This is a genomic window from Paraburkholderia bryophila (assembly GCF_003269035.1).
In the GTDB taxonomy this organism is placed as follows: Bacteria; Pseudomonadota; Gammaproteobacteria; order Burkholderiales; family Burkholderiaceae; genus Paraburkholderia; species Paraburkholderia bryophila.
On the sequence record NZ_QLTK01000011.1, the window covers coordinates 116,043 to 133,928 of the forward strand.

General features: G+C 63.4%; 17 protein-coding genes. 11 read left to right on the top strand and 6 right to left on the bottom strand.

The window, feature by feature from the left end; genetic code table 11:
* Positions 1-37: 37 nt before the first annotated feature.
* The 3 genes from BX591_RS18030 to BX591_RS18040 all read right to left on the bottom strand — a co-directional run bounded on the left by BX591_RS18030 (position 38) and on the right by BX591_RS18040 (position 2,437).
* Positions 38-241 carry a DUF3562 domain-containing protein gene (locus tag BX591_RS18030; protein WP_111932737.1) on the bottom strand — a complete coding sequence of 68 codons (204 nt, stop codon included), beginning with the start codon at positions 239-241 and terminating at the stop codon, positions 38-40.
* A 173-nt stretch (positions 242-414) separates the two neighbouring features.
* A complete protein-coding gene (locus tag BX591_RS18035) occupies positions 415-1,479 on the bottom strand; it encodes a DMT family transporter (RefSeq protein WP_111932738.1) in 1,065 nt (354 codons plus the stop codon).
* Between the two features lie 64 nt (positions 1,480-1,543).
* Complete coding sequence (locus BX591_RS18040) at positions 1,544-2,437, bottom strand: LysR family transcriptional regulator (protein ID WP_111932739.1); 894 nt, start codon at positions 2,435-2,437, stop codon at positions 1,544-1,546.
* Between the two features lie 188 nt (positions 2,438-2,625).
* Here BX591_RS18040 and BX591_RS18045 point away from each other — a divergent pair, with 188 nt between their 5' ends.
* The 8 genes from BX591_RS18045 to BX591_RS36965 all read left to right on the top strand — a co-directional run bounded on the left by BX591_RS18045 (position 2,626) and on the right by BX591_RS36965 (position 11,300).
* Entirely contained in the window at positions 2,626-3,225 is a 600-nt protein-coding gene (locus BX591_RS18045) for a lipocalin family protein (RefSeq protein WP_111932740.1), read from the top strand.
* Positions 3,226-3,337: 112 nt separating this feature from the next.
* Positions 3,338-4,114, top strand: a complete 777-nt coding sequence (locus BX591_RS18050; protein ID WP_111932741.1) for a DUF1295 domain-containing protein — start codon at positions 3,338-3,340, stop codon at positions 4,112-4,114.
* 61 nt (positions 4,115-4,175) lie between these two features.
* Positions 4,176-5,285 carry an SAM-dependent methyltransferase gene (locus BX591_RS18055; RefSeq protein WP_111932742.1) on the top strand — a complete coding sequence of 370 codons (1,110 nt, stop codon included), beginning with the start codon at positions 4,176-4,178 and terminating at the stop codon, positions 5,283-5,285.
* 505 nt (positions 5,286-5,790) lie between these two features.
* Positions 5,791-6,384, top strand: a complete 594-nt coding sequence (locus tag BX591_RS18065; protein ID WP_111932744.1) for a cytochrome b — start codon at positions 5,791-5,793, stop codon at positions 6,382-6,384.
* Positions 6,385-6,441: 57 nt separating this feature from the next.
* Complete coding sequence (locus BX591_RS18070) at positions 6,442-7,893, top strand: glycosyltransferase family 2 protein (RefSeq protein ID WP_111932745.1); 1,452 nt, start codon at positions 6,442-6,444, stop codon at positions 7,891-7,893.
* Between the two features lie 174 nt (positions 7,894-8,067).
* Positions 8,068-9,312 carry an aromatic ring-hydroxylating oxygenase subunit alpha gene (locus BX591_RS18075; RefSeq protein WP_111932746.1) on the top strand — a complete coding sequence of 415 codons (1,245 nt, stop codon included), beginning with the start codon at positions 8,068-8,070 and terminating at the stop codon, positions 9,310-9,312.
* Positions 9,313-9,473: 161 nt separating this feature from the next.
* Positions 9,474-10,460: an alpha/beta hydrolase gene (locus BX591_RS18080; protein ID WP_111932747.1), complete on the top strand. Its 987-nt coding sequence runs from the start codon at positions 9,474-9,476 to the stop codon at positions 10,458-10,460.
* Positions 10,461-10,886: 426 nt separating this feature from the next.
* Positions 10,887-11,300, top strand: coding sequence for a rubredoxin (locus BX591_RS36965; protein WP_111932748.1), 414 nt, complete (start codon positions 10,887-10,889; stop codon positions 11,298-11,300).
* Positions 11,301-11,390: 90 nt separating this feature from the next.
* Here the strand turns inward: BX591_RS36965 and BX591_RS18095 are convergent, their stop codons facing one another.
* Positions 11,391-12,245 carry an oxidoreductase gene (locus BX591_RS18095; RefSeq protein WP_111932749.1) on the bottom strand — a complete coding sequence of 285 codons (855 nt, stop codon included), beginning with the start codon at positions 12,243-12,245 and terminating at the stop codon, positions 11,391-11,393.
* A 264-nt stretch (positions 12,246-12,509) separates the two neighbouring features.
* On the bottom strand, positions 12,510-13,439 hold the full coding sequence (locus BX591_RS18100; protein WP_111932750.1) for a LysR family transcriptional regulator: 930 nt from the start codon (positions 13,437-13,439) through the stop codon (positions 12,510-12,512).
* A gap of 115 nt (positions 13,440-13,554) precedes the next feature.
* Between BX591_RS18100 and lysA the strand changes: the two genes are divergently transcribed.
* Positions 13,555-14,796, top strand: a complete 1,242-nt coding sequence (gene lysA / locus BX591_RS18105; protein ID WP_111932751.1) for a diaminopimelate decarboxylase — start codon at positions 13,555-13,557, stop codon at positions 14,794-14,796.
* 57 nt (positions 14,797-14,853) lie between these two features.
* Here the strand turns inward: lysA and BX591_RS18110 are convergent, their stop codons facing one another.
* Positions 14,854-15,774, bottom strand: a complete 921-nt coding sequence (locus tag BX591_RS18110; protein ID WP_111932752.1) for a LysR substrate-binding domain-containing protein — start codon at positions 15,772-15,774, stop codon at positions 14,854-14,856.
* Between the two features lie 121 nt (positions 15,775-15,895).
* On the opposite strand from BX591_RS18110, the gene BX591_RS18115 reads away from it, so the two are divergent.
* Positions 15,896-16,663, top strand: coding sequence for a transporter substrate-binding domain-containing protein (locus BX591_RS18115; RefSeq protein ID WP_111932753.1), 768 nt, complete (start codon positions 15,896-15,898; stop codon positions 16,661-16,663).
* 40 nt (positions 16,664-16,703) lie between these two features.
* On the top strand, positions 16,704-17,819 hold the full coding sequence (locus tag BX591_RS18120) for a succinylglutamate desuccinylase/aspartoacylase family protein (RefSeq protein WP_111932754.1): 1,116 nt from the start codon (positions 16,704-16,706) through the stop codon (positions 17,817-17,819).
* The last annotated feature ends 67 nt before the right edge of the window (positions 17,820-17,886 follow it).

Below are 17,886 nucleotides of genomic sequence, written 5' to 3' on the forward strand. Positions count from 1 at the left end.
GAAACCCGGCCAGGCGGTGGTCTCCGCGCGCGCCGCGTCAGTGCTTGCGATGCGGGTTATGGCGCAGCTGGTTGCGCACTTTTTTCGCCGCGAACAACGGCACGTAATCGAATACGCGCGCTTCGTCGCGATAAGTGGCCAAGGTGTCTGCGTACATCTTCGACACTGTTTCCGTGGGCGTGTCGGTTTCCTCTGCGATGCTTCTCACCACTTCGTCTACGTTTGGCTCGGGTTGGGACATGAATCTCTCTCCGGGGGGGGGCGGGTTGGACAGCGGGCACGGACAACGGGAGTTTCATTAGAGGATGCGATCGGCGCCGATGCCAATTGAATCGCCCTATCGCGCGCACTGTTTCACAGAGATTTTTGTCTTGCGGCGCAGCAAGTCGCCGCGCAGTGCGGCGACGCGGAAAATCAATGTGAGTGACGATGATGTATGTCAGGAAAGTGCGCATGAACATGCGTGAGCGGCGCATGTTCATGCGGATGCGTGTGCGGTTCGTCGCCATCCCACGCGAAGTCGTGCTCGTGCTGATGATGCGCGTCGTGCCGGTGACGATGCGTGTGATCGAGCGGCTCATGCGTATGCGCATGTTCGTGACGTTCGCGAATGTGCAGCCACACGCCCAGCGTCATCAACGCGGCGGCGACCCAGAACAGCGCGGGCGGTAACTCCGGCCACAGCAGCCACGACAGCGTCACGCCGAACAGCGGTGCGACCGAGAAATACGCGCCGGTTCGCGCGCTGCCGAGATGACGAAGCGCGACGACGAACAGCACGAGACTGACGCCGTAGCCAGCAAACCCCGTCAGCATCGCCGACGCGACGGTCGCCCCCGTCGGCCACGACGTGCCGAAGGCAAGTGCGAGCGCCACGTTGACCGAACCGGCCACGAGCCCTTTCAGACAGGCGATGAACATCGCGTCGTGCGTGGACACCTTGCGCGTGAGGTTGTTGTCGATCGCCCAGCATGCGCACGCGCCGACCACCAGCAGCGTGCCGGGCGGCAGACCCACGGTGCCGGGTTGCCACGACAGCGCCACGCCGCCCGCGACGATCGCGGCCATGCCGAGAAACACTTGTACGTCGACGTTTTCGCGGAACACGACCCACGCGATCAGCGCGGTGAACACGCCTTCGAGATTCAGCAGCAGTGAGCCGGTGGCGGCCGGGGTAGTTTGCAGACCCAACATCAACAAGGCCGGGCCCGCGACGCCGCCGGCGACGATCGCGCCGGCCAGCCACGGTGCTTCCCGTAACGGAAACGGAGGGTGATCGGTGGGTTGTCCGGCGGCGTGGCCTTTGAGTCGGCGCGCCAGAATCACCGTGGCCAACCCGAGGCCGCTGCCGAGGTAGAACAGGCCGGCCAGCAGAAATGGCGATAACGCGCCGAGCAGCGCCTTGGCGAGCGGCGTGGTCGCGCCGAACAGCGCGGCGGCGAGCAACGCGGTGAAAGCGGCGTTAAAGCGGATGGACATGGTGGACAAATTGGTTGGGAGCAGCGGGCGTGACGGACACGATAGCGCGATCTGACCTGGAGCGTTATGGGTCGCTGAATACGTGTTCGGACAGGAAATCCACGAAGGCTCGCAGTTTCGGCGAGAGTTGGCGGCTCGACGGCCAGAGCACCGAAAATTGCCCGGGGTCCGACAGGTGATCGTCGAGCACGCCTTGCAGCGTGCCGGCGCGGAGCGCGTCGCGGGCCAGAAAATCCGGCATATAGCCAATGCCCAGACCGAGTTCGGCGGCGGCCCGCAGCGCTTCCATGTTGTTGCACGTCAACGCGGTGGGAAAGCGCGCGGCCGCTTCTTCCGGCTGCCCGCGAAACGCCCACGGCTGCAACTTGCCGGAAGTCGGAAAGCGGAACCGCAGGCACGCGTGCTCGGCGAGGTCCGCGGGCGTGAGCGGCACGCCGCGCCGTTGCAGATAACCGGGCGACGCGCACAGCACGAAGCGGAACGGGCCGAGTCGCTTTGCCATCAACTGTGAATCGGCCAGGTTGCCGCTGCGGATCGCGGCGTCGAAACCGCCTTCGATCACGTCGACGATGCGGTCGTTGAAATCGAGTTCGAGGTCGATCTCCGGATAGCGTTCCGCGAACGCCGGCAGGATCGGCAGCAGAAAGCGATAGCCGATAGTCGGCAAGCTCACGCGCAACCGGCCGCGCGGCACGGCGTTGGCGTCCAGCATCATCGATTCGGCTTCGTTCAGCGCGTCGAGGATTTGCCGGCACCGCTCGTAGAAACGTTCGCCGTCGTCGGTCAGGCTGACGCGGCGCGTGCTTCGCTGCAGCAGACGCACGCCCAGATGCTGTTCGAGCCGCGCCACGCTTTTGCCGACGGCGGACGGCGACACGCCCAGCCGCTGTGACGCGGCGACGAAGCTGGAGGCCTCCGCCGTTTGCACGAAGGCGACGATGCCGCTGAGGTTGTCCATTCGGTCGATTCGAGCACTGAAGTCTGGAATGGGCGAAATGTAGCATTATCTGGTGGCTTTTAGTCCGCTATGGACATTCGCCCGAGCGCGGCGATTCCGTCAAACCGCTTCGTGCGGAAAAGCTCACGCATCCATCCGGCCCCGTCGAACGTAATACGTTTATTCACGCTACGTTCGAGGCCCTTGCCATGCGCCGTCTGTTCTCCGCCGCCGCTGTTGCGACCGTGCTGTTGCTGTCCCTCGCCGGCTGTTCCAACGATCCGCCCAATCCGAACCCGCGCGCGAGCGAACCGCTCGCCACCGTGCCGGTCGATTTGCCGCGTTATATGGGCCGCTGGTACATCATCGCGAATATTCCGTACTTTGCTGAACGCGACATGGTGGGGAGCCGCGCGGAATGGCAATTGCGACCGGACGGCAAGATCGACGACTCCTACTACGGACGCAAGAAAAGCTTCGACGCGCCGGAGAAGCACTATCAGTTTCTGGACACGCCGGTGCCGGGCAAAGAGGGCGGCGAGTGGAGCGTGCAGATCTTCTGGCCGGTTCACGTCGCGCAACTCACGCTGTATGTGGATCCCGACTATCGCTACACGATCCTCGGCTATCCGGGCAAAAACCTCGGCTGGATTTTTTCGCGCGAGCCCGATATGAGCGACGACACTTACCGGTCGATGCTCGCCCGTCTCGATGCGATGGGCTACGACACGTCGCGTTTCAGGCGCGTGCCGCAGCATCCGGATCAGTTGGGCAAGGCGGGCTTTGCTTCGCCGGGGGACAAGAACTAGCGCGTGCAGCGCGTTCGCGGCGCGCCTGGCCTCGCCTGTGTCACATGCCGCGTGCCGCATCCGATCCTGCTCGCACCGCGTATAACCCGCATCGTTACTGAATGAGCGCCTTATGCCGCCACTTGCCGCCGCCGTGATTGCCTTGATCGGCCTCGTCGCAATCTTCAGCGCCGCCTGGGCGTGGCAGTTGAAGACCGACAACGCCGGCATGATCGATCCGATCTGGGCGTATTCGCTGGGTCTCGTCGCCGTGCTTTACGCCGTGCTCGGCAACGGCGATCCGCTCACGCGTGCGCTGACCGCGCTGGGCGGCCTGGTGTGGGGCGTACGACTCGGCACGCATCTCTGGCGGCGCAATTTCGGCCAGCCCGAAGACGCACGCTATCACCGCTTTCGCGAGGAATGGGGCGACGAGGCCGCGAGCAAGATGTTCTGGTTCTTCCAGTTGCAGGTGGTGGTGTCGATGCTGCTGTCGATCGCGTTTCTGGTGCCGTCGTATCGGATCGAACCGCCGGCCATCGGTTGGATGTTGCTGGCTGTCGCGCTGTGGATCGCTTCGGTGATCGGCGAAGCCCTGGCCGATCGGCAACTGAAACGCTTCAAGGCCGATCCGGCTAATCGCGACGCCGTGTGCCGTGCCGGTTTATGGCGCTATTCGCGGCATCCGAATTACTTCTTCGAATGCGTGCATTGGCTGGCTTATATCGCGCTGTCGGTGGGGACGCCGTGGGCCTGGTTCACCTTGTTGCCGCCGGTGCTGATGGCGTTTTTGCTGCTCAAGCTGTCCGGCATTCCACTGCTCGAAGAAAGCATGGCCAAACGACGACCGGGTTACGCCGAGTACATGCGTACCACCAGCGCGCTGATTCCGTGGCCGCCGCGGCATTGAAATATCGACCGAAGCGCTAGCGCGCGTCCCGACAAATACATGAATGATGGGAGTTAGCCTCATGAGCCTTTCCACCACCGACCACACCATCCCGCCGTCCGCGCCTGCCGAACCCGGCGACGACTGGCTGATCCGCAGTTGCGAACGCGGCTGGCTGCCTGACGGCCTGATCCGCTTCGGCATGCGTCAATTGATGCGCCAGCGTCTGCGCGATGAAGCGCTCGACAACGGCGAGGTGCGTGCGCAGCGGCTCAACCGTCTGCTCGACGAACTGCGCGCGAGTCCCATCGCGATTGAAACGCAAGCTGCCAACACGCAACATTACGAGGTGCCCGCGTCGTTCTTCCACGCGCATCTCGGACCGCATCTGAAGTATTCGTGTTGCCTCTATCCGACCGGCGCCGAGACGCTCGCGCAAGCCGAAGCCGCCATGCTCGAACGCTATGCCGAACGCGCGGAACTCGCCGACGGTCAGCGGATTCTCGACCTCGGCTGCGGTTGGGGTTCGTTGTCGCTGTGGCTGGCGGCGCGCTATCCGCACGCGCGCATCGTCGCGCTATCGAACTCGCATGGGCAACGCGCCTTCATCGAAGCGCGCGCGGCGGAACGAGGCCTGCAGAACCTCACCGTGGTCACGGGCAACGTCGTCGACTTCGAATTCGATCAGGCGCAACTGGGTGAGGGTTTCGACCGCGTGGTGTCGATCGAGATGTTCGAGCATATGAAGAACTACGGCCTGCTGCTCGCGAAAATCTCACGCTGGATGCGCGACGATGTCGAGGCGAAACTGTTCGTGCATATCTTCGTGCATCGCACGCTCGCGTATCACTTCCAGGTGCAGGACGGCAGCGACTGGATGTCGAAGTACTTCTTCACCGGCGGCACCATGCCGTCCGAAGCGCTGCTGCTGAACTTCCAGGACCATCTGCGGATGGAGCGGCAATGGTGGGTCAGCGGTACGCACTACGAGCGCACGGCGAATCATTGGCTGGCCGCGCTCGACGCCGCGCGTGAACGGGTCATGCCGATGCTCGTCGACACCTACGGCGCGCGCGACGCGACCGTGTGGTTACAGCGCTGGCGCATGTTCTACATGGCCGTCGCGGAGCTATTCGGTTACGCGAACGGCAACGAATGGGGCGTCGGGCACTACCGGTTCGTGAAGCGCTGAGCGAGTGCGCCGACGCCGATACGTCGGACGGCCACGCACACGCCCTCACGTTCTATCACGCGCTGGACGGCGGCTCGCACGAGCACGCGTATACCATGTGCGGCCCATGCTGGGTAAGCCAGGCGCATTTCAAGCCGATATGACTGGCCCGGCAATACAGCACCAGTAGGAGCGGATCGACGATCGAATTGCCGCTCGCTACGGCCCATTGCCGGCCATCGTCGGCAAACGCGCGCTCCATGACCGCTTAGGCCGCGATGACCATGCTACGGCCGTTTGTCATGATCTCGTCGAAGCCGGCGAGTTCGCCAAGCCCATCGAGTCCACGAGTCCACCGGGCCTTCAACGCCGCATCGAAATAATCTGAAACACACCTTTGCGCGCGCGGCGGAATAAAAGGTCACACTTAGGCGTTTGGCTAATTGAGTCGAGCGCCTGATCGCTTCGGCATCGCCGGCATTTCAAACAGCTTTCGCGGCACTGCGCTCGCGAATGGAATACAACTATGAACACCCACGCCAATTCTCTGTCTGATTCGAACGAGGCATCGACCCGCTATACGCGCACCGCGATGACGCTGCACTGGCTGATCGCGCTGCTGATGATCGGCAACGTCGTGCTCGGTCTGAGCGCCGATTCGCTGCCTGACGACTGGGTGCGTCCGGTGGTCGATACGCACAAGTCGATCGGTATCACGGTGCTGGGGCTCGCGCTCATGCGCATCTTATGGCGCGTGACGCACAAGCCGCCGCCGTTGCCGCGCGAGTTTCCGTCGTGGGAAAAAATTGCCGCTCATATCGCGCATTTTTTGCTGTATCTGCTGATGATCGCGTTGCCGCTGTCCGGCTGGCTGCACGATTCCGCGTGGAAAGACGCGGCTACGCATCCCATGCGGCTGTTCAACCTGTTTCCGTGGCCGCGTATCGGCTATGTGATGAATCTCGATCCGACGCTCAAGGAGAGCTTGCACGATCGGTTCGGCGCGCTGCATACGTGGCTCGGCTATGCGCTCTATGCGCTGCTGGCCATGCACATTGGCGGTGCGCTGAAGCATCAGTGGATCGATCGCAAGTCGGTGCTGAAGCGCATGGTGCCGTGAGCGATACCGTGCTTCGTTGAGCCCTTTAACTGCAGCCTCGAAAAATTCGTCGTCATTTTGAAGAAAACCCTGGAACAGGCGCTCGCCCTCGCGTCGCCACGCATTCTGCCGCGTCGCACGACGCCGTTGAGCTCGCTGATTCATTTCAGCGTGCTCGCCTTGTGGGTACTGCTGTTCGCGCGCGCCTTCTTTCTGAAAGGCGCATTGGCGTGGTCAACCGGCATTGCCTACGTGCTGTACGACACCTTGCTGCTCGCGTTCGTCACGTGGAAGTCGCTGCCGCTGATGCGCCGCACGGTGCCGCTCGAACCCGACTACGACCAGCGCGACCTGCCGGCCATGGGCGTGATCGTCGCGTCGCATAACGAGGCGAGCGTGTTGCCGGTGACGCTGGCCGCGTTGCTGCGGCAGACGCACGGTCCCGCGCAGATCGTGATTGCCGACGACGGCTCCACCGATCACACCCGCGAGCTGCTGATCGAACGCTTCGGGCTGACGGCCGCCGCCGACGGTGTGCTGAGCGCGCCGAGTTCGCTTTATCCGAACCTGTTCTGGCTGCGTGTGCCGCACGGCGGCAAAGCACGCGCGCTGAACGCCGCGATCACGCTGATGAGCACGGAAACGGTGATGACCGTCGACGCCGACACACTGCTCGACGACGACGCCACCTACGCCATGCGCGCCGCGTTCGCGAGCGAGCCGAAGCTGGTCGCCGCCGCCGGCATTCTGGTGCCGGTCTGCGGCAAGACGGTGTCGGGCCGCGTGTTCCAGTGGTTCCAGACCTACGAGTACATGCGCAACTTCATCGCCCGTTTTGCGTGGATGCGCGCCGACAGTCTGCTGCTGATCTCGGGAGCGTTCGCCTCGTTCCGGCGCGACGCGCTGGTCGACGTGGGCGGCTTCGATCCGGCATGCCTCGTGGAAGACTACGAACTGATCCACCGTTTGCGCCGCTACTCGGTCGATCACGGGCTCGGCTGGGATGTGCGGGTGGTCGGCGAAGCGCATGCACGTACCGACGCGCCGGACAACCTCGGCAGTTTCCTGCGGCAACGCCGCCGCTGGTTCGCGGGCTTTCTGCAAACGCAGTACTGGAACCGCGACATGACCGGTAATCCGCGATACGGTACGCTCGGCATGCTGATGCTGCCGGTCAAGGCGATCGACACGATGCAGCCGATCTACGGGCTGACGGCGTTCGGCTTGCTGCTCGCGTTTCTATTCGGCGGGCATGGGGCGATCGTCATCTCGATCTTCAGCGTGATCGGCATCAAGACGGCGATCGACCTCGCGTTCTATCTGTGGAGCATTCATCTCTATCGTCGTTGGACCGGCGAGCGCAGCGGCTCCAGCCTGGGCATGGCGATGCTCGCCGCCGTCGCCGAACCCTTTACGTTCCAGTTGGTGCGGCATGTCGGCGCAGCGCTCGGCTGGCTGCATTTTCTGCGCGGAGGAAGGTCATGGGGCGTGCAACGGCGCTCCGGGCTGGTCGCGCACGACGAGAGCTAGCACTGGCTTTTTTGGCGCGCCAGGCAGCGCTCGCATCGCTGGACGGCCCGCCGGGGCGGCCCAGGGTGCGTCCGGGGACCCCAGGCGGGGCCCGCTTCGAGTAGACTGACGGGCGATGCCGCGCTGGTAATGAGGCGGCTACCTTCTATCCGCTCGTGCACGGAGGCCCCACCTATGCATGCTGTTCCCCCGTTCGAACAAGACACCGTCGAAGCAACTATCGATGCGCCGCCGGCTCATGACGCATCGTCTGAAAACGCCCATGCGTCCGCTGACGCGCATACGCCGGACCAGGCCGCGACTAACGCGCCGGTGCGCGATCTGCGCCGCGTCGGTATTCACCCTGACTACTGGTATCCGCTCGCGTGGTCGCACGAAGTGAAGCGCGGCAAGACGCACGGCGTGACGTTCGCAGGCGAACCGATCGTGCTGGCGCGCACGGAGACCGGCAAGGCGTTCGCGCTCGAAGACCGCTGCGCGCATCGGCAGGTGCCGTTGCATCAGGGCGTGGTGGAGGGCGAATCGATTCGCTGCGGTTACCACGGCTGGACCTACGACTGCTCGGGCAAGTGCATCGACGTGCCGTATCTCGGCAAGGATCGTCTGCCCAATGGCGTGCGCGCTTATCCGTGCCGCGAAGTGGAAGGCCTGATCTTCGTCTTTCCGGGCGATCCCGCGCTGGCCGACGAACGGGCGTTGCCGCCGCTCGGCTCGGTCTCGGACCCGAAGTACAAGACGCGCCGTTTCGGCCGTCCGGTGAATTGCCATTACTCGTTCATGCACGAGAACCTGATGGACATGAACCATCAGTTTCTGCACCGCCGCCAGATGGGCCAGATGCGGGCACGCTCGCTGGGCCGGCGGCGCGGCGACGGCTGGGTCGAGGTCGATTACACGTTCGCGCGCATGGCGGGCCAGCAGCCGATCGGCGAAGCGATCGTGTTCGGCCAGAGCCGCAAAACCGGCGGCGACAACGACAAAGACGTGATGACGATCCGCACGCAGTATCCGTATCAGACGCTGCAGATCCGCACGTCGGAGAACACGCTGGTCATGGACCTGTGGATCATCTATGTGCCGCTCGATCGCGAGCAGCGCACCAACCGCACGTTCGGCCTGCTGTCGATTCGCAAACCGGGTATTCCCGGCGTGCTGAATCTGGCGTGGCCGCTGCTCGTGTGGTTCACCGAACGCATCTTCAAGGAAGACCGCGAGATCGTCGAAGCCGAACAGCGCGCACACGATTCGCAGGGCTCGGACTGGAATCACGAGGTGTTTCCGGTGATCAACGAACTGCGCGCGTTGCTGCGCGAGAGCGGTGCGCCGGATCAGGTGGTGGGCGTCGGCACGGGCGACACGTCCGTGATTCGCTTCTGGGATTCGCGTCACGACCGGCCGGACCGGGCCGCCACCGAATAACAGATATTCGAGTTTTTTCGCGCCGCCTGGGACCGTACAATCATCCGCGACGATGAGCGGCGAGCCGGGCGGCGCGGGGCGGCACAACACACATGCGCGGGGCGCGGGTTCATCGATCGGGAAAGCTACAAACATAAATAATCGCCTGAGAGGCTCATTCGATGAGTACCGAACTGCATACGGTTATGCCGGTTGTCGTATTCCTGGTGGGCCTCGCCTTCGTGGCGTGGGCGCTGGTGAAAGGCGGTCCGAAACCGCCGCCGCCGCTCGATTCGATCAATGCGCCGTTCAAGTCGATCGATACCTCCGATTTACCCCCTCTAGAACGTTTCACCGCACGCGATAACACCGCGCTCGCCTATCGGCTTTATCCGAGCCGCGTCGAGCGGGCGCGCGGCAGCGTGGTGCTGATTCACGGCTCGTCGGCGAGTGGCGTGAGCATGCATACGCTGGCCAAGGCGCTCGCCGCGGCTGCTTACGACGTCTATGTGCCCGACGTACGCGGCCATGGCGAATCGGGCCGGAAAGGGACGATCGCGTATATCGGCCAGCTCGAAGACGACCTCAGCGATTTTCTCGACGAAGTGCAACCGCGTGGGCCGCGTACGCTGGCCGGTTTTTCGGCAGGTGGCGGCTTCGTGCTGCGTTATGCGGGCGATGCGCGGCAACTGGCGTTCGAGCGCTACGTGCTGCTTGCGCCGTTGCTTCACCACAATGCGCCGAGCACGGTGCGCGGCGGCGGCTGGGCGAGCGTGGGTCTGCCGCGGACCATCGTGCTGGTGCTGCTCAACAAGCTGCGTATCACGGTGTTCAATCATCTGCACACCGTGGCTTTCGCGTTGACACCGGAGGCGGCGGCGAAACTCACGCCGCAGTACTCGTACAACCTGATGCAGAATTTCCGCCCGCACGATCACTACCGCGCCAATATTCGCGCGACCCGGCGGCCGCTCGAAGTGCTGGTCGGCGCGAACGACGAAGCGTTTTATGCGGAAGCTTTTGCCGATGACTTCGCCGATGCGGGGCGAGTGGTGCCGGTCACGATCGTGCCCGGCGTCGGGCATATCGGCCTCACGCTCGAACCGGCGGCGGTGGCCGAGATCGTGGCCGTGGTGTCGGAGCGCGCTAGCGAGGCGGTGGTCTCGTAATGGGTGTTGCCGCTGCCTTTGCCGTTGCCTTTGCGCCGAACGGGGAATGAGTCCATCTCCGTTCGGTAGGTAATGAGCGGCCACGGAGCGGCGATAATGGCATCTGTTTCAGCAACTGATGCACGCGGGTTTGCGCTAAACGGCATGGGCCGCTCGCGGACCCGTGTACCATTTCGCTTTTTCCGACTTTGAAGACCCAGCCCGTGACTTCGCAACAAATCCCTACAGCATCGCGTAAATCCCTCACTCTGCTCCAATTGCTGGGCCTCATCGGTGCCGCCGGCCTGATTGCCGCCATCGTGCTGAACCAGTTCGTCTGACCCCGCCGCGAAGTTTCAGCTCGACGCTTCCGACCTATGCCGGCGTGCTCCCCGAGAAGCCTTCTTGCGGGACGCGCTGCCGGCTTCCTCGATATTCCGATTGGCCATGTACAAAAAGGGCGTAGCCGTAGAGATCCAGTTTTCGCCCGAGCGTCTGAATGACGGCGCCGGCGATCCGTACTGGATCGATTTGACGCAGGCCGAGGCGCAGCGGCTGCTGGAACACCTGCAGGCGCGTCTCGCCGGGCCGAACGGCGGGACTGCCGCGCCGTTGGTGGTGAGTCTCGACGCGGCGCCGGATGCGCAAGCGGCGGACGGCCCGCCGATCGTCGACCTGCCGGCCTCGGTGGATGACTTCAAGCAATGGGTTTGCGTGATCTGCGGCTGGATTTACGACGAGGCCGCGGGGCTGCCGGAAGAAAACATCGCGCCGGGCACGCGCTGGGCGGACGTGCCGGCGGACTGGCGTTGCCCACTGTGCGACGTGGGCAAGGAAGATTTTGCGCTGGTTGAGTTTTGAGTCTGGTTGAGCGGTTGGTAGGTTGATCGGCTTCAGCAAAACCTAAGCGACACAACGGCCCGACAAACCACGCCGGGCCGACCAACAGCCTTAACCCGCCCCTTCCGGATAATCCGCCCCCACGGTCGCCGCTTCCCACGCATCAAAATCGCCGCGCATGAAGTCGAGCTTCTTGCGCGCCAGTTCGAGCGCCATCTTGCCGAGCAGCAGACGCAACGGCGGCGTATCCGACAGCGCGGCGTCGATGATCGCCTGCGCCGCGCGCACCGGATCGCCCGCCTGTTTGCCGCTGCGCGCTTCGGTCTGCTTGCGGCGCTCGCCGGCGGTGCTCGCATAATCGTCGATCAGCGTGGCGGACTGTTTGATCGACGGTCCCGCCCAGTTCGTGCGGAACGGTCCCGGCTCGACGATCAGCACGTCGATACCGAGCGGTTTCACCTCCGCCGCCAGCGACTCCGACAAACCTTCCACCGCGTACTTGGTGGCGTGGTAATAGCCGGTCGCCGCGAAACTCGTAATACCGCCAATCGACGACACATTGACGATCAGGCCGCCGCGCTGCTCGCGCATGATCGGCAGCACGGCTTTGGTCATGTCGACCAGACCGAACACGTTGGTCTCGAACATCGCGCGGACTTCGGCGTCTTCGCCCTCTTCGACCGCGGCCAGATAGCCGTAGCCCGCGTTATTGACGAGCGCGTCGATGCGGCCGAAACGCTGCTTGGCCTGCCTGACCACGTCCTCAACCTGCGCGAGGTTCGTCACGTCGAGCGGCAACACCAGCGCGCGGTCGCCATGCGCTTCGGCAATGTCTTTCACTTTCGACGCGTCGCGTGCGGTCACCACCGCGCGCCAGCCGCGCTCCAGCACCAGCTTCGCGAGTTCACGGCCGAAGCCGGTGGAACAGCCTGTGATCAGCCAGACGGGATTGTCTCGGTTCATCATTTGGGAAACTCCGGTTGATGGTCTACGACCTACCTGGGAACACTTCATACGGCGCGCTTGCGCAATCAATGCGCGAGCCACATCCGCAATCGGTTTGCTACGGTGCTTAGCGTGAAGCGTGCCCGGTCTGATTGCCGGGTGAGTCGGCGTGGGTTCGCGCGATGCGAACGGCCGGTTGCTGAGAAGGGACCTAACGCGCCTTGCCGGCCGCAAGGGACGGTCAAGGCGGTGTGTCTCGTATGCGCCGCTGGTCGGGCAACGGCGTTATGGCTGCCTGCGCCCGGTGTGACTTTTCAATTGTAGCCGCAGCGCGGCAGCCTCGCTTCGCAGCGCTCCAACGAACGCGCTGGCAAGCGGATGACCCGGCCGATGCTCAGGATGCACCACGCTCACGCGAAACGGCAGCGACACGGCGAGCGGGCGGATATGTAACTGCCGTCCCACGAAATCGAGCGCGGTCAGCGGATTGACGATCGCCACGCCGAGCCCTTGCCGCACGAAACCGCACACCGAAACGGCGGTAGGCGTTTCGACGATCTGACGACGCGCGATACCGGCGTGAGCGAAAGCCTCGTCGATCTGGATCCGGTAGGGATCGCTCGACGACAGGCTGATGAACGGCTGGTTCGCGAAGTCCTTCAACGCGATCACCCGCTTCGCCAGCAGCGGATGCCCGTCGGGCAGCACGCAGACTTCATCCACTTCGAGCAAGGGCGTCAAACGGGTGCCTGCAGGCGGCGTGCCGTGCTCGGTGAGGCCGAGGTCGTAGCGCTGCGCGGTGAGCCATTCTTCGAGGAAGGGCGATTCCTGCGTGGCGATCGACAGGCTCGCGTCAGGCTGCGCGTCGTGAAAACGTTTCGACGCACCCGGCAGGATGGAATGTGAAAACGCAGGCAACGCGATGAGGGAAAGCTGGCCGCCCTGGAATTCGCGCAAGCTCGCTGCCGTGGAGGCCACCCGTTCGAGGCCGACATACGCGCGCTTGATTTCATCGAACAGGGTCAACGCGGACAGCGTGGGACGCAGCCGCCCATGCACGCGTTCGAACAACGCGAAGCCGATACTCTGCTCCATGCGCGCGAGTTCGCGGCTCACGGTGGGCTGCGACGTGAAGAGCATTTCGGCGGCGCGGGTGACGCTGCCAGCCGTCATCAGCGCGCGGAACACTTCGATATGCCGGTGGGTGAGCGCCATGATGGGTATATCAGCGGTGAATGGGTTAGAAAAAAATAGGTATTTTACTGAATGCCGACTTCTCCGCATCATGTCATGCATGCCAACGCCTGACTATCGAGAGCCGGGAACCGTGATGCCATTCAATCCGCTACAACTTGTCGACCTTGCCCAGCAGCACGGCACGCCGCTGTGGGTGTACGACGCCGACGTGATCTATCAACGGATCGCCGAACTGCGGAGTTTCGACGTGATTCGCTACGCGCAGAAAGCCTGTTCGAACCTGCACATTCTGAAGCTGATGCGCGACGCCGGTGTAATGGTCGACGCGGTGTCGCACGGTGAAATCGCGCGCAGTCTTGCCGCGGGATTCACACCAGAGGGCGACCCGGAAGGCGTGGTTTTTACCGCGGATCTGATCGATCACGCGACGCTGGCCACCGTGCTCGCGCATCGCATCACGGTCAACGCCGGGTCGGTGGATATGCTTGAACGCGTCGGCCGGCACGCGCCCGAGGGTCATCGCGTGTGGTTGCGGATCAACCCCGGTTTCGGCCACGGGCACAGCAACAAGACCAACACGGGCGGTGAACACAGCAAGCACGGCATCTGGCTCGACGACTTGCCGAAGGCGCTGGAAACCGTGCGTCGTTATGGGTTGAAGCTGGTTGGGCTGCACATGCATATCGGCTCGGGCGTCGACTACGAACATCTCTCGCGGGTTTGCGATGCGATGGTCGAGGCGGTCAAACGCCTGCAAGGCCACGATATCGAAGCGATCTCGGCCGGCGGTGGTTTGTCCGTGCCGTACAAGCAGGGTGACCCGCGTATCGACGTTGAGCACTATTTCCGGTTGTGGGACGCGGCGCGTCGGCAGATCGAGACGCAGGTCGGGCATCGCGTGAGGCTTGAAATCGAACCGGGACGTTTCCTGACCGCTGAAGCGGGTGTGCTGGTTGCCGAGGTGCATGCGTTGAATCGGCGCCCGTCGCGGCAGTTCGCTTTGGTCGATGCCGGATTCAACGATCTGATGCGGCCGTCGCTCTACGGCAGTCATCATGAGATGAGCGTGGTGAAACGAGACGGTACGCTGAGCGATGCAACGCTGCGCGCGTTCGCCGTTGCCGGCCCGCTCTGCGAAGCCGGCGATGTCTTCACGCAAGCGGAGGGCGGTGTGGTCCTGAACCGGTCGATGCCCACGCCGGAGATCGGCGACTTCGTCGTGTTTCACGAAGCGGGGGCGTACGGCGCGGCGATGTCATCGAACTACAACAGCCGGCCGCTTGCGCCCGAAGTGCTGCTGGAGAACGGCCAGGCGCGCGTGATCCGGCGGCGGCAAACCGTCGACGAATTGATTGCGCTCGAAACGATCGGTTGATTTCCGGCTCGACTACCTCGGCGGCTGCCCACACGGCGCACTACGCCGAAAGGCCGCTCAACGCGCCCTCACGGTGCGCGTGTACGACGCGATCATGGTCGCGAGTTCCTGCGCGGCGGGGGGGAGCGGAATCGCCGCGCGCTGCAACAGGCAGACGTTCTGATCCACCGCCCGCTCGCGCAAGGGAATAACGGTCAGCATGCTCGCGAACGGCCCGCGCGTGGCCACGGCCGACGCTTCCAGCGACAGGCAATCCGTCGCGCCGACCAGATGCAGGGTCTCGTACAGGCCCTCGATCGTTGCAATGATGTTCGGCGGTGGCAAGCCGTGACTGGCGAGCAGGTGATGCAGACGGCTGACCTGCGGATCGTCCGTGAGATTCGGCGAACGCGTGGCCACCCACGTGCAGTCGACAAGTTCGGCCAGCGATGTCGCGCCCGCTTTCGGATGCCCCTGGCGGCACACCACCACCGGATCGGACGGATAAAGCGGCGTGACCGACAGGTCGGCGGTGTCGGTTTGCTTCGACACCAACGCAACCGCGAAGTCCAGCGTGCCTTCACGAATCATCGAAATCATCATTCGTGAGGTGCCGGTGCGCAGATGCACCGCGACCCGCGCAAAGCGCGTGCGAAATTGCGTCAACACCGGCGCGAGCGCGTCGACGAGCGGTTCCGTGGTCATGCCGAACGTCACTTCGCCGACGTAATCGCCGCGCAATTGCTGCACTTCCTGCTCGGCGCGCTCGCATTCGCCGATGATCGTGCCGGCCCGCTGCAGCAAGCGCTGACCGAGCGCGGTCAGCGCAATGCCGCGATTCGTGCGGGTGAACAGCGTCGCGCCGAGCACCGTTTCGAGGTTCTGCAACTGCTGCGTGATGCCGCTCTGCGCAATGCCGAGCGCCCGCGACGCCGCGCGGATGCTGCCATGCTCGGCCACCGCGGTGAACGCGCGCAATTGGGAAATCGTCAATGCCATGGCGGTTCGGGGTCGGTGATCGGTAAAAGTGATCATGATAGTCCGAACGGGACTTCTTGGAGGCGCAAGAGGGGCATAGGATAGGGCTGTCGTCCTCCGCCCACCCCACACTCCGCCTCCCATGAAAATTCTGCTGATGATCCTGAGCGCCGCGCTGACTTTGAGCAGCGCAGCGTTCGCCGCCGAGCCCCAGACCTTGCGCCTCGGCATCGACCCGACTTATCCGCCGATGGACTCCAAGGCGCCGGACGGCAGCGTCAAAGGCTTCGACGTCGATCTGGGTAACGAAATCTGCAAGCGCATTCACGCGCGCTGCCAGTGGGTGGAGCTCGAATTTTCGGGGATGATTCCGGCGCTGCAGGCGCGCAAGATCGACGCCGTCATGTCGTCGATGGCGATCACGGAGAAGCGCGAGCAGCAGATTCTGTTTTCGTCGAAGCTGTTTCAATTCAAATCGCACCTGATTGCGCGGCAAGGTTCGCCGCTCGCGGGCGGCATGAACGCCCTGTCGGGCAAGCAGATCGGCGTGCAGTCCGGCACGCAGTTCGAGTCGTACGCGCTGAAGAACTGGGCACCGAACGGCGTGCACGTGGTCGCGTACAAGAGCCAGGACGAAGTCTTCGCCGACCTGCAGAACGGCCGCCTCGACGGCGCGCTGCTCGGCACCGTGGAAGCGGATTACGGCTTTCTGCGCACGCCGGCGGGCAAGGGCTTTGCGTTTGTCGGCGAGCCGCTTTCCATGGGCGATCACGGTGTCGGCATCGGCTTACGCAAGGACGAGACGGCGCTCCAGGCTTCGATCAACGGGGCGATTGCCGCCATGCTCAAGGACGGCACGTATGCGCAGATCGCGAAAAAGTATTTCGACTTCGACCCGTACGGCAATTGATTTTTTTATCTCCTACTCTTTCGCATCAGGCATTCCGTTCATGAACAGGCAATCGATTCCGCTTCTTTCGCCGGCTATTGGCACCCACCGCGAACTGGTGTCGTTTCATTTTGGCCCGACCGATCGTGGGCAAAAAATCTATATCCAGTCGTCGCTGCACGCCGACGAAACCCCCGCCATGTTGACGACGGTGTTACTGAAGCGCCGTTTGCTGGAGCTGGACCAGCAGGGCGCACTGGAGGCGGAAATCGTGCTCGTGCCGGTGGCGAATCCGGTGGGACTCGGGCAATACGTGCTCGGACAGTTTCTTGGACGTTTCGATCTGGGCAGCGGCAAGAACTTCAATCGCCATTTCCTGCAGTTCACGAAGCTGAGCGCACGCGCGAAAGAGGTGTTGGGTTCCGATGCTGCCGAAAACGTTCGGCTCGTGCGGCAGCTGATTGCCGAGGAACTGGCCGGGCAGAAACCGTTGACCGAGTTCGAGTCGCTGCAATTGGCGTCGCTGAAGCTTTCCTACGATGCGGACATGGTGATCGATCTGCATTGCTCACTGGAAGCAGCGATGCATCTCTACACCAGCGAGGCGGCGTGGCCGGAGTTCGAGCCTTTGTCGCGATATCTCGGCGCGCAGGCGTCGTTGCTGGCGACGAACTCAGGCGGCGAATCGTTCGACGAGACGCATAGCCTCTTGTGGTGGAAATTGCAGCAGGACATGCCGGCGGACAAACCGGTGCCAAACGGTGCGATTGCGGTGACCGTGGAATGCCGCGGCCAGCGCGATGTGTCCTACGAAGTGGCGCAGGAGGACGCAGATGCGATTGTCGATTATCTGGTGTGGCGCAAGGCGATTCGGCGTGAAGTGAAACCGATGCCGGCGTTGCGCTCGCCGGCGACGCCGCTCGCCGGCAGTGAGCAGTTTTACGCGCCGGTCAGCGGGATTCTGATTCATCGCGCGAAGATCGGCGAGACGATCCGCGTTGGGCAGGCATTGTTCGATATCGTCGATCCGTTGACGGATGAAACCACCACGATTTCGAGCAATACCGAAGGCGTGTTTTATATGCGCCGCGCGATTCGGTTCGTGACGACGGGTGCGCCGTTGGGACGCGTGACAGGCACGCGTCCGTTCAGGACTGGAGTGTTGTTGGGCGCTTAAAGCTTCGTTTTCTCTCTGCGGGCGTGGCGTGTTTCGAGGTTTGAGATTGAAACCGGAATCGGAATCG

What these genes read in the sequence shown, in the direction of transcription:
- BX591_RS18030 (WP_111932737.1), bottom strand. Translation starts at nt 241, where the DNA reads ATGTCCCAACCCGAGCCAAACGTAGACGAAGTGGTGAGAAGCATCGCA.
- BX591_RS18035 (WP_111932738.1), bottom strand. Translation starts at nt 1,479, where the DNA reads ATGTCCATCCGCTTTAACGCCGCTTTCACCGCGTTGCTCGCCGCCGCG.
- BX591_RS18040 (WP_111932739.1), bottom strand. Translation starts at nt 2,437, where the DNA reads ATGGACAACCTCAGCGGCATCGTCGCCTTCGTGCAAACGGCGGAGGCC.
- BX591_RS18045 (WP_111932740.1), top strand. Translation starts at nt 2,626, where the DNA reads ATGCGCCGTCTGTTCTCCGCCGCCGCTGTTGCGACCGTGCTGTTGCTG.
- BX591_RS18050 (WP_111932741.1), top strand. Translation starts at nt 3,338, where the DNA reads ATGCCGCCACTTGCCGCCGCCGTGATTGCCTTGATCGGCCTCGTCGCA.
- BX591_RS18055 (WP_111932742.1), top strand. Translation starts at nt 4,176, where the DNA reads ATGAGCCTTTCCACCACCGACCACACCATCCCGCCGTCCGCGCCTGCC.
- BX591_RS18065 (WP_111932744.1), top strand. Translation starts at nt 5,791, where the DNA reads ATGAACACCCACGCCAATTCTCTGTCTGATTCGAACGAGGCATCGACC.
- BX591_RS18075 (WP_111932746.1), top strand. Translation starts at nt 8,068, where the DNA reads ATGCATGCTGTTCCCCCGTTCGAACAAGACACCGTCGAAGCAACTATC.
- BX591_RS18080 (WP_111932747.1), top strand. Translation starts at nt 9,474, where the DNA reads ATGAGTACCGAACTGCATACGGTTATGCCGGTTGTCGTATTCCTGGTG.
- BX591_RS36965 (WP_111932748.1), top strand. Translation starts at nt 10,887, where the DNA reads ATGTACAAAAAGGGCGTAGCCGTAGAGATCCAGTTTTCGCCCGAGCGT.
- BX591_RS18095 (WP_111932749.1), bottom strand. Translation starts at nt 12,245, where the DNA reads ATGATGAACCGAGACAATCCCGTCTGGCTGATCACAGGCTGTTCCACC.
- BX591_RS18100 (WP_111932750.1), bottom strand. Translation starts at nt 13,439, where the DNA reads ATGGCGCTCACCCACCGGCATATCGAAGTGTTCCGCGCGCTGATGACG.
- lysA (WP_111932751.1), top strand. Translation starts at nt 13,555, where the DNA reads ATGCCATTCAATCCGCTACAACTTGTCGACCTTGCCCAGCAGCACGGC.
- BX591_RS18110 (WP_111932752.1), bottom strand. Translation starts at nt 15,774, where the DNA reads ATGGCATTGACGATTTCCCAATTGCGCGCGTTCACCGCGGTGGCCGAG.
- BX591_RS18115 (WP_111932753.1), top strand. Translation starts at nt 15,896, where the DNA reads ATGAAAATTCTGCTGATGATCCTGAGCGCCGCGCTGACTTTGAGCAGC.
- BX591_RS18120 (WP_111932754.1), top strand. Translation starts at nt 16,704, where the DNA reads ATGAACAGGCAATCGATTCCGCTTCTTTCGCCGGCTATTGGCACCCAC.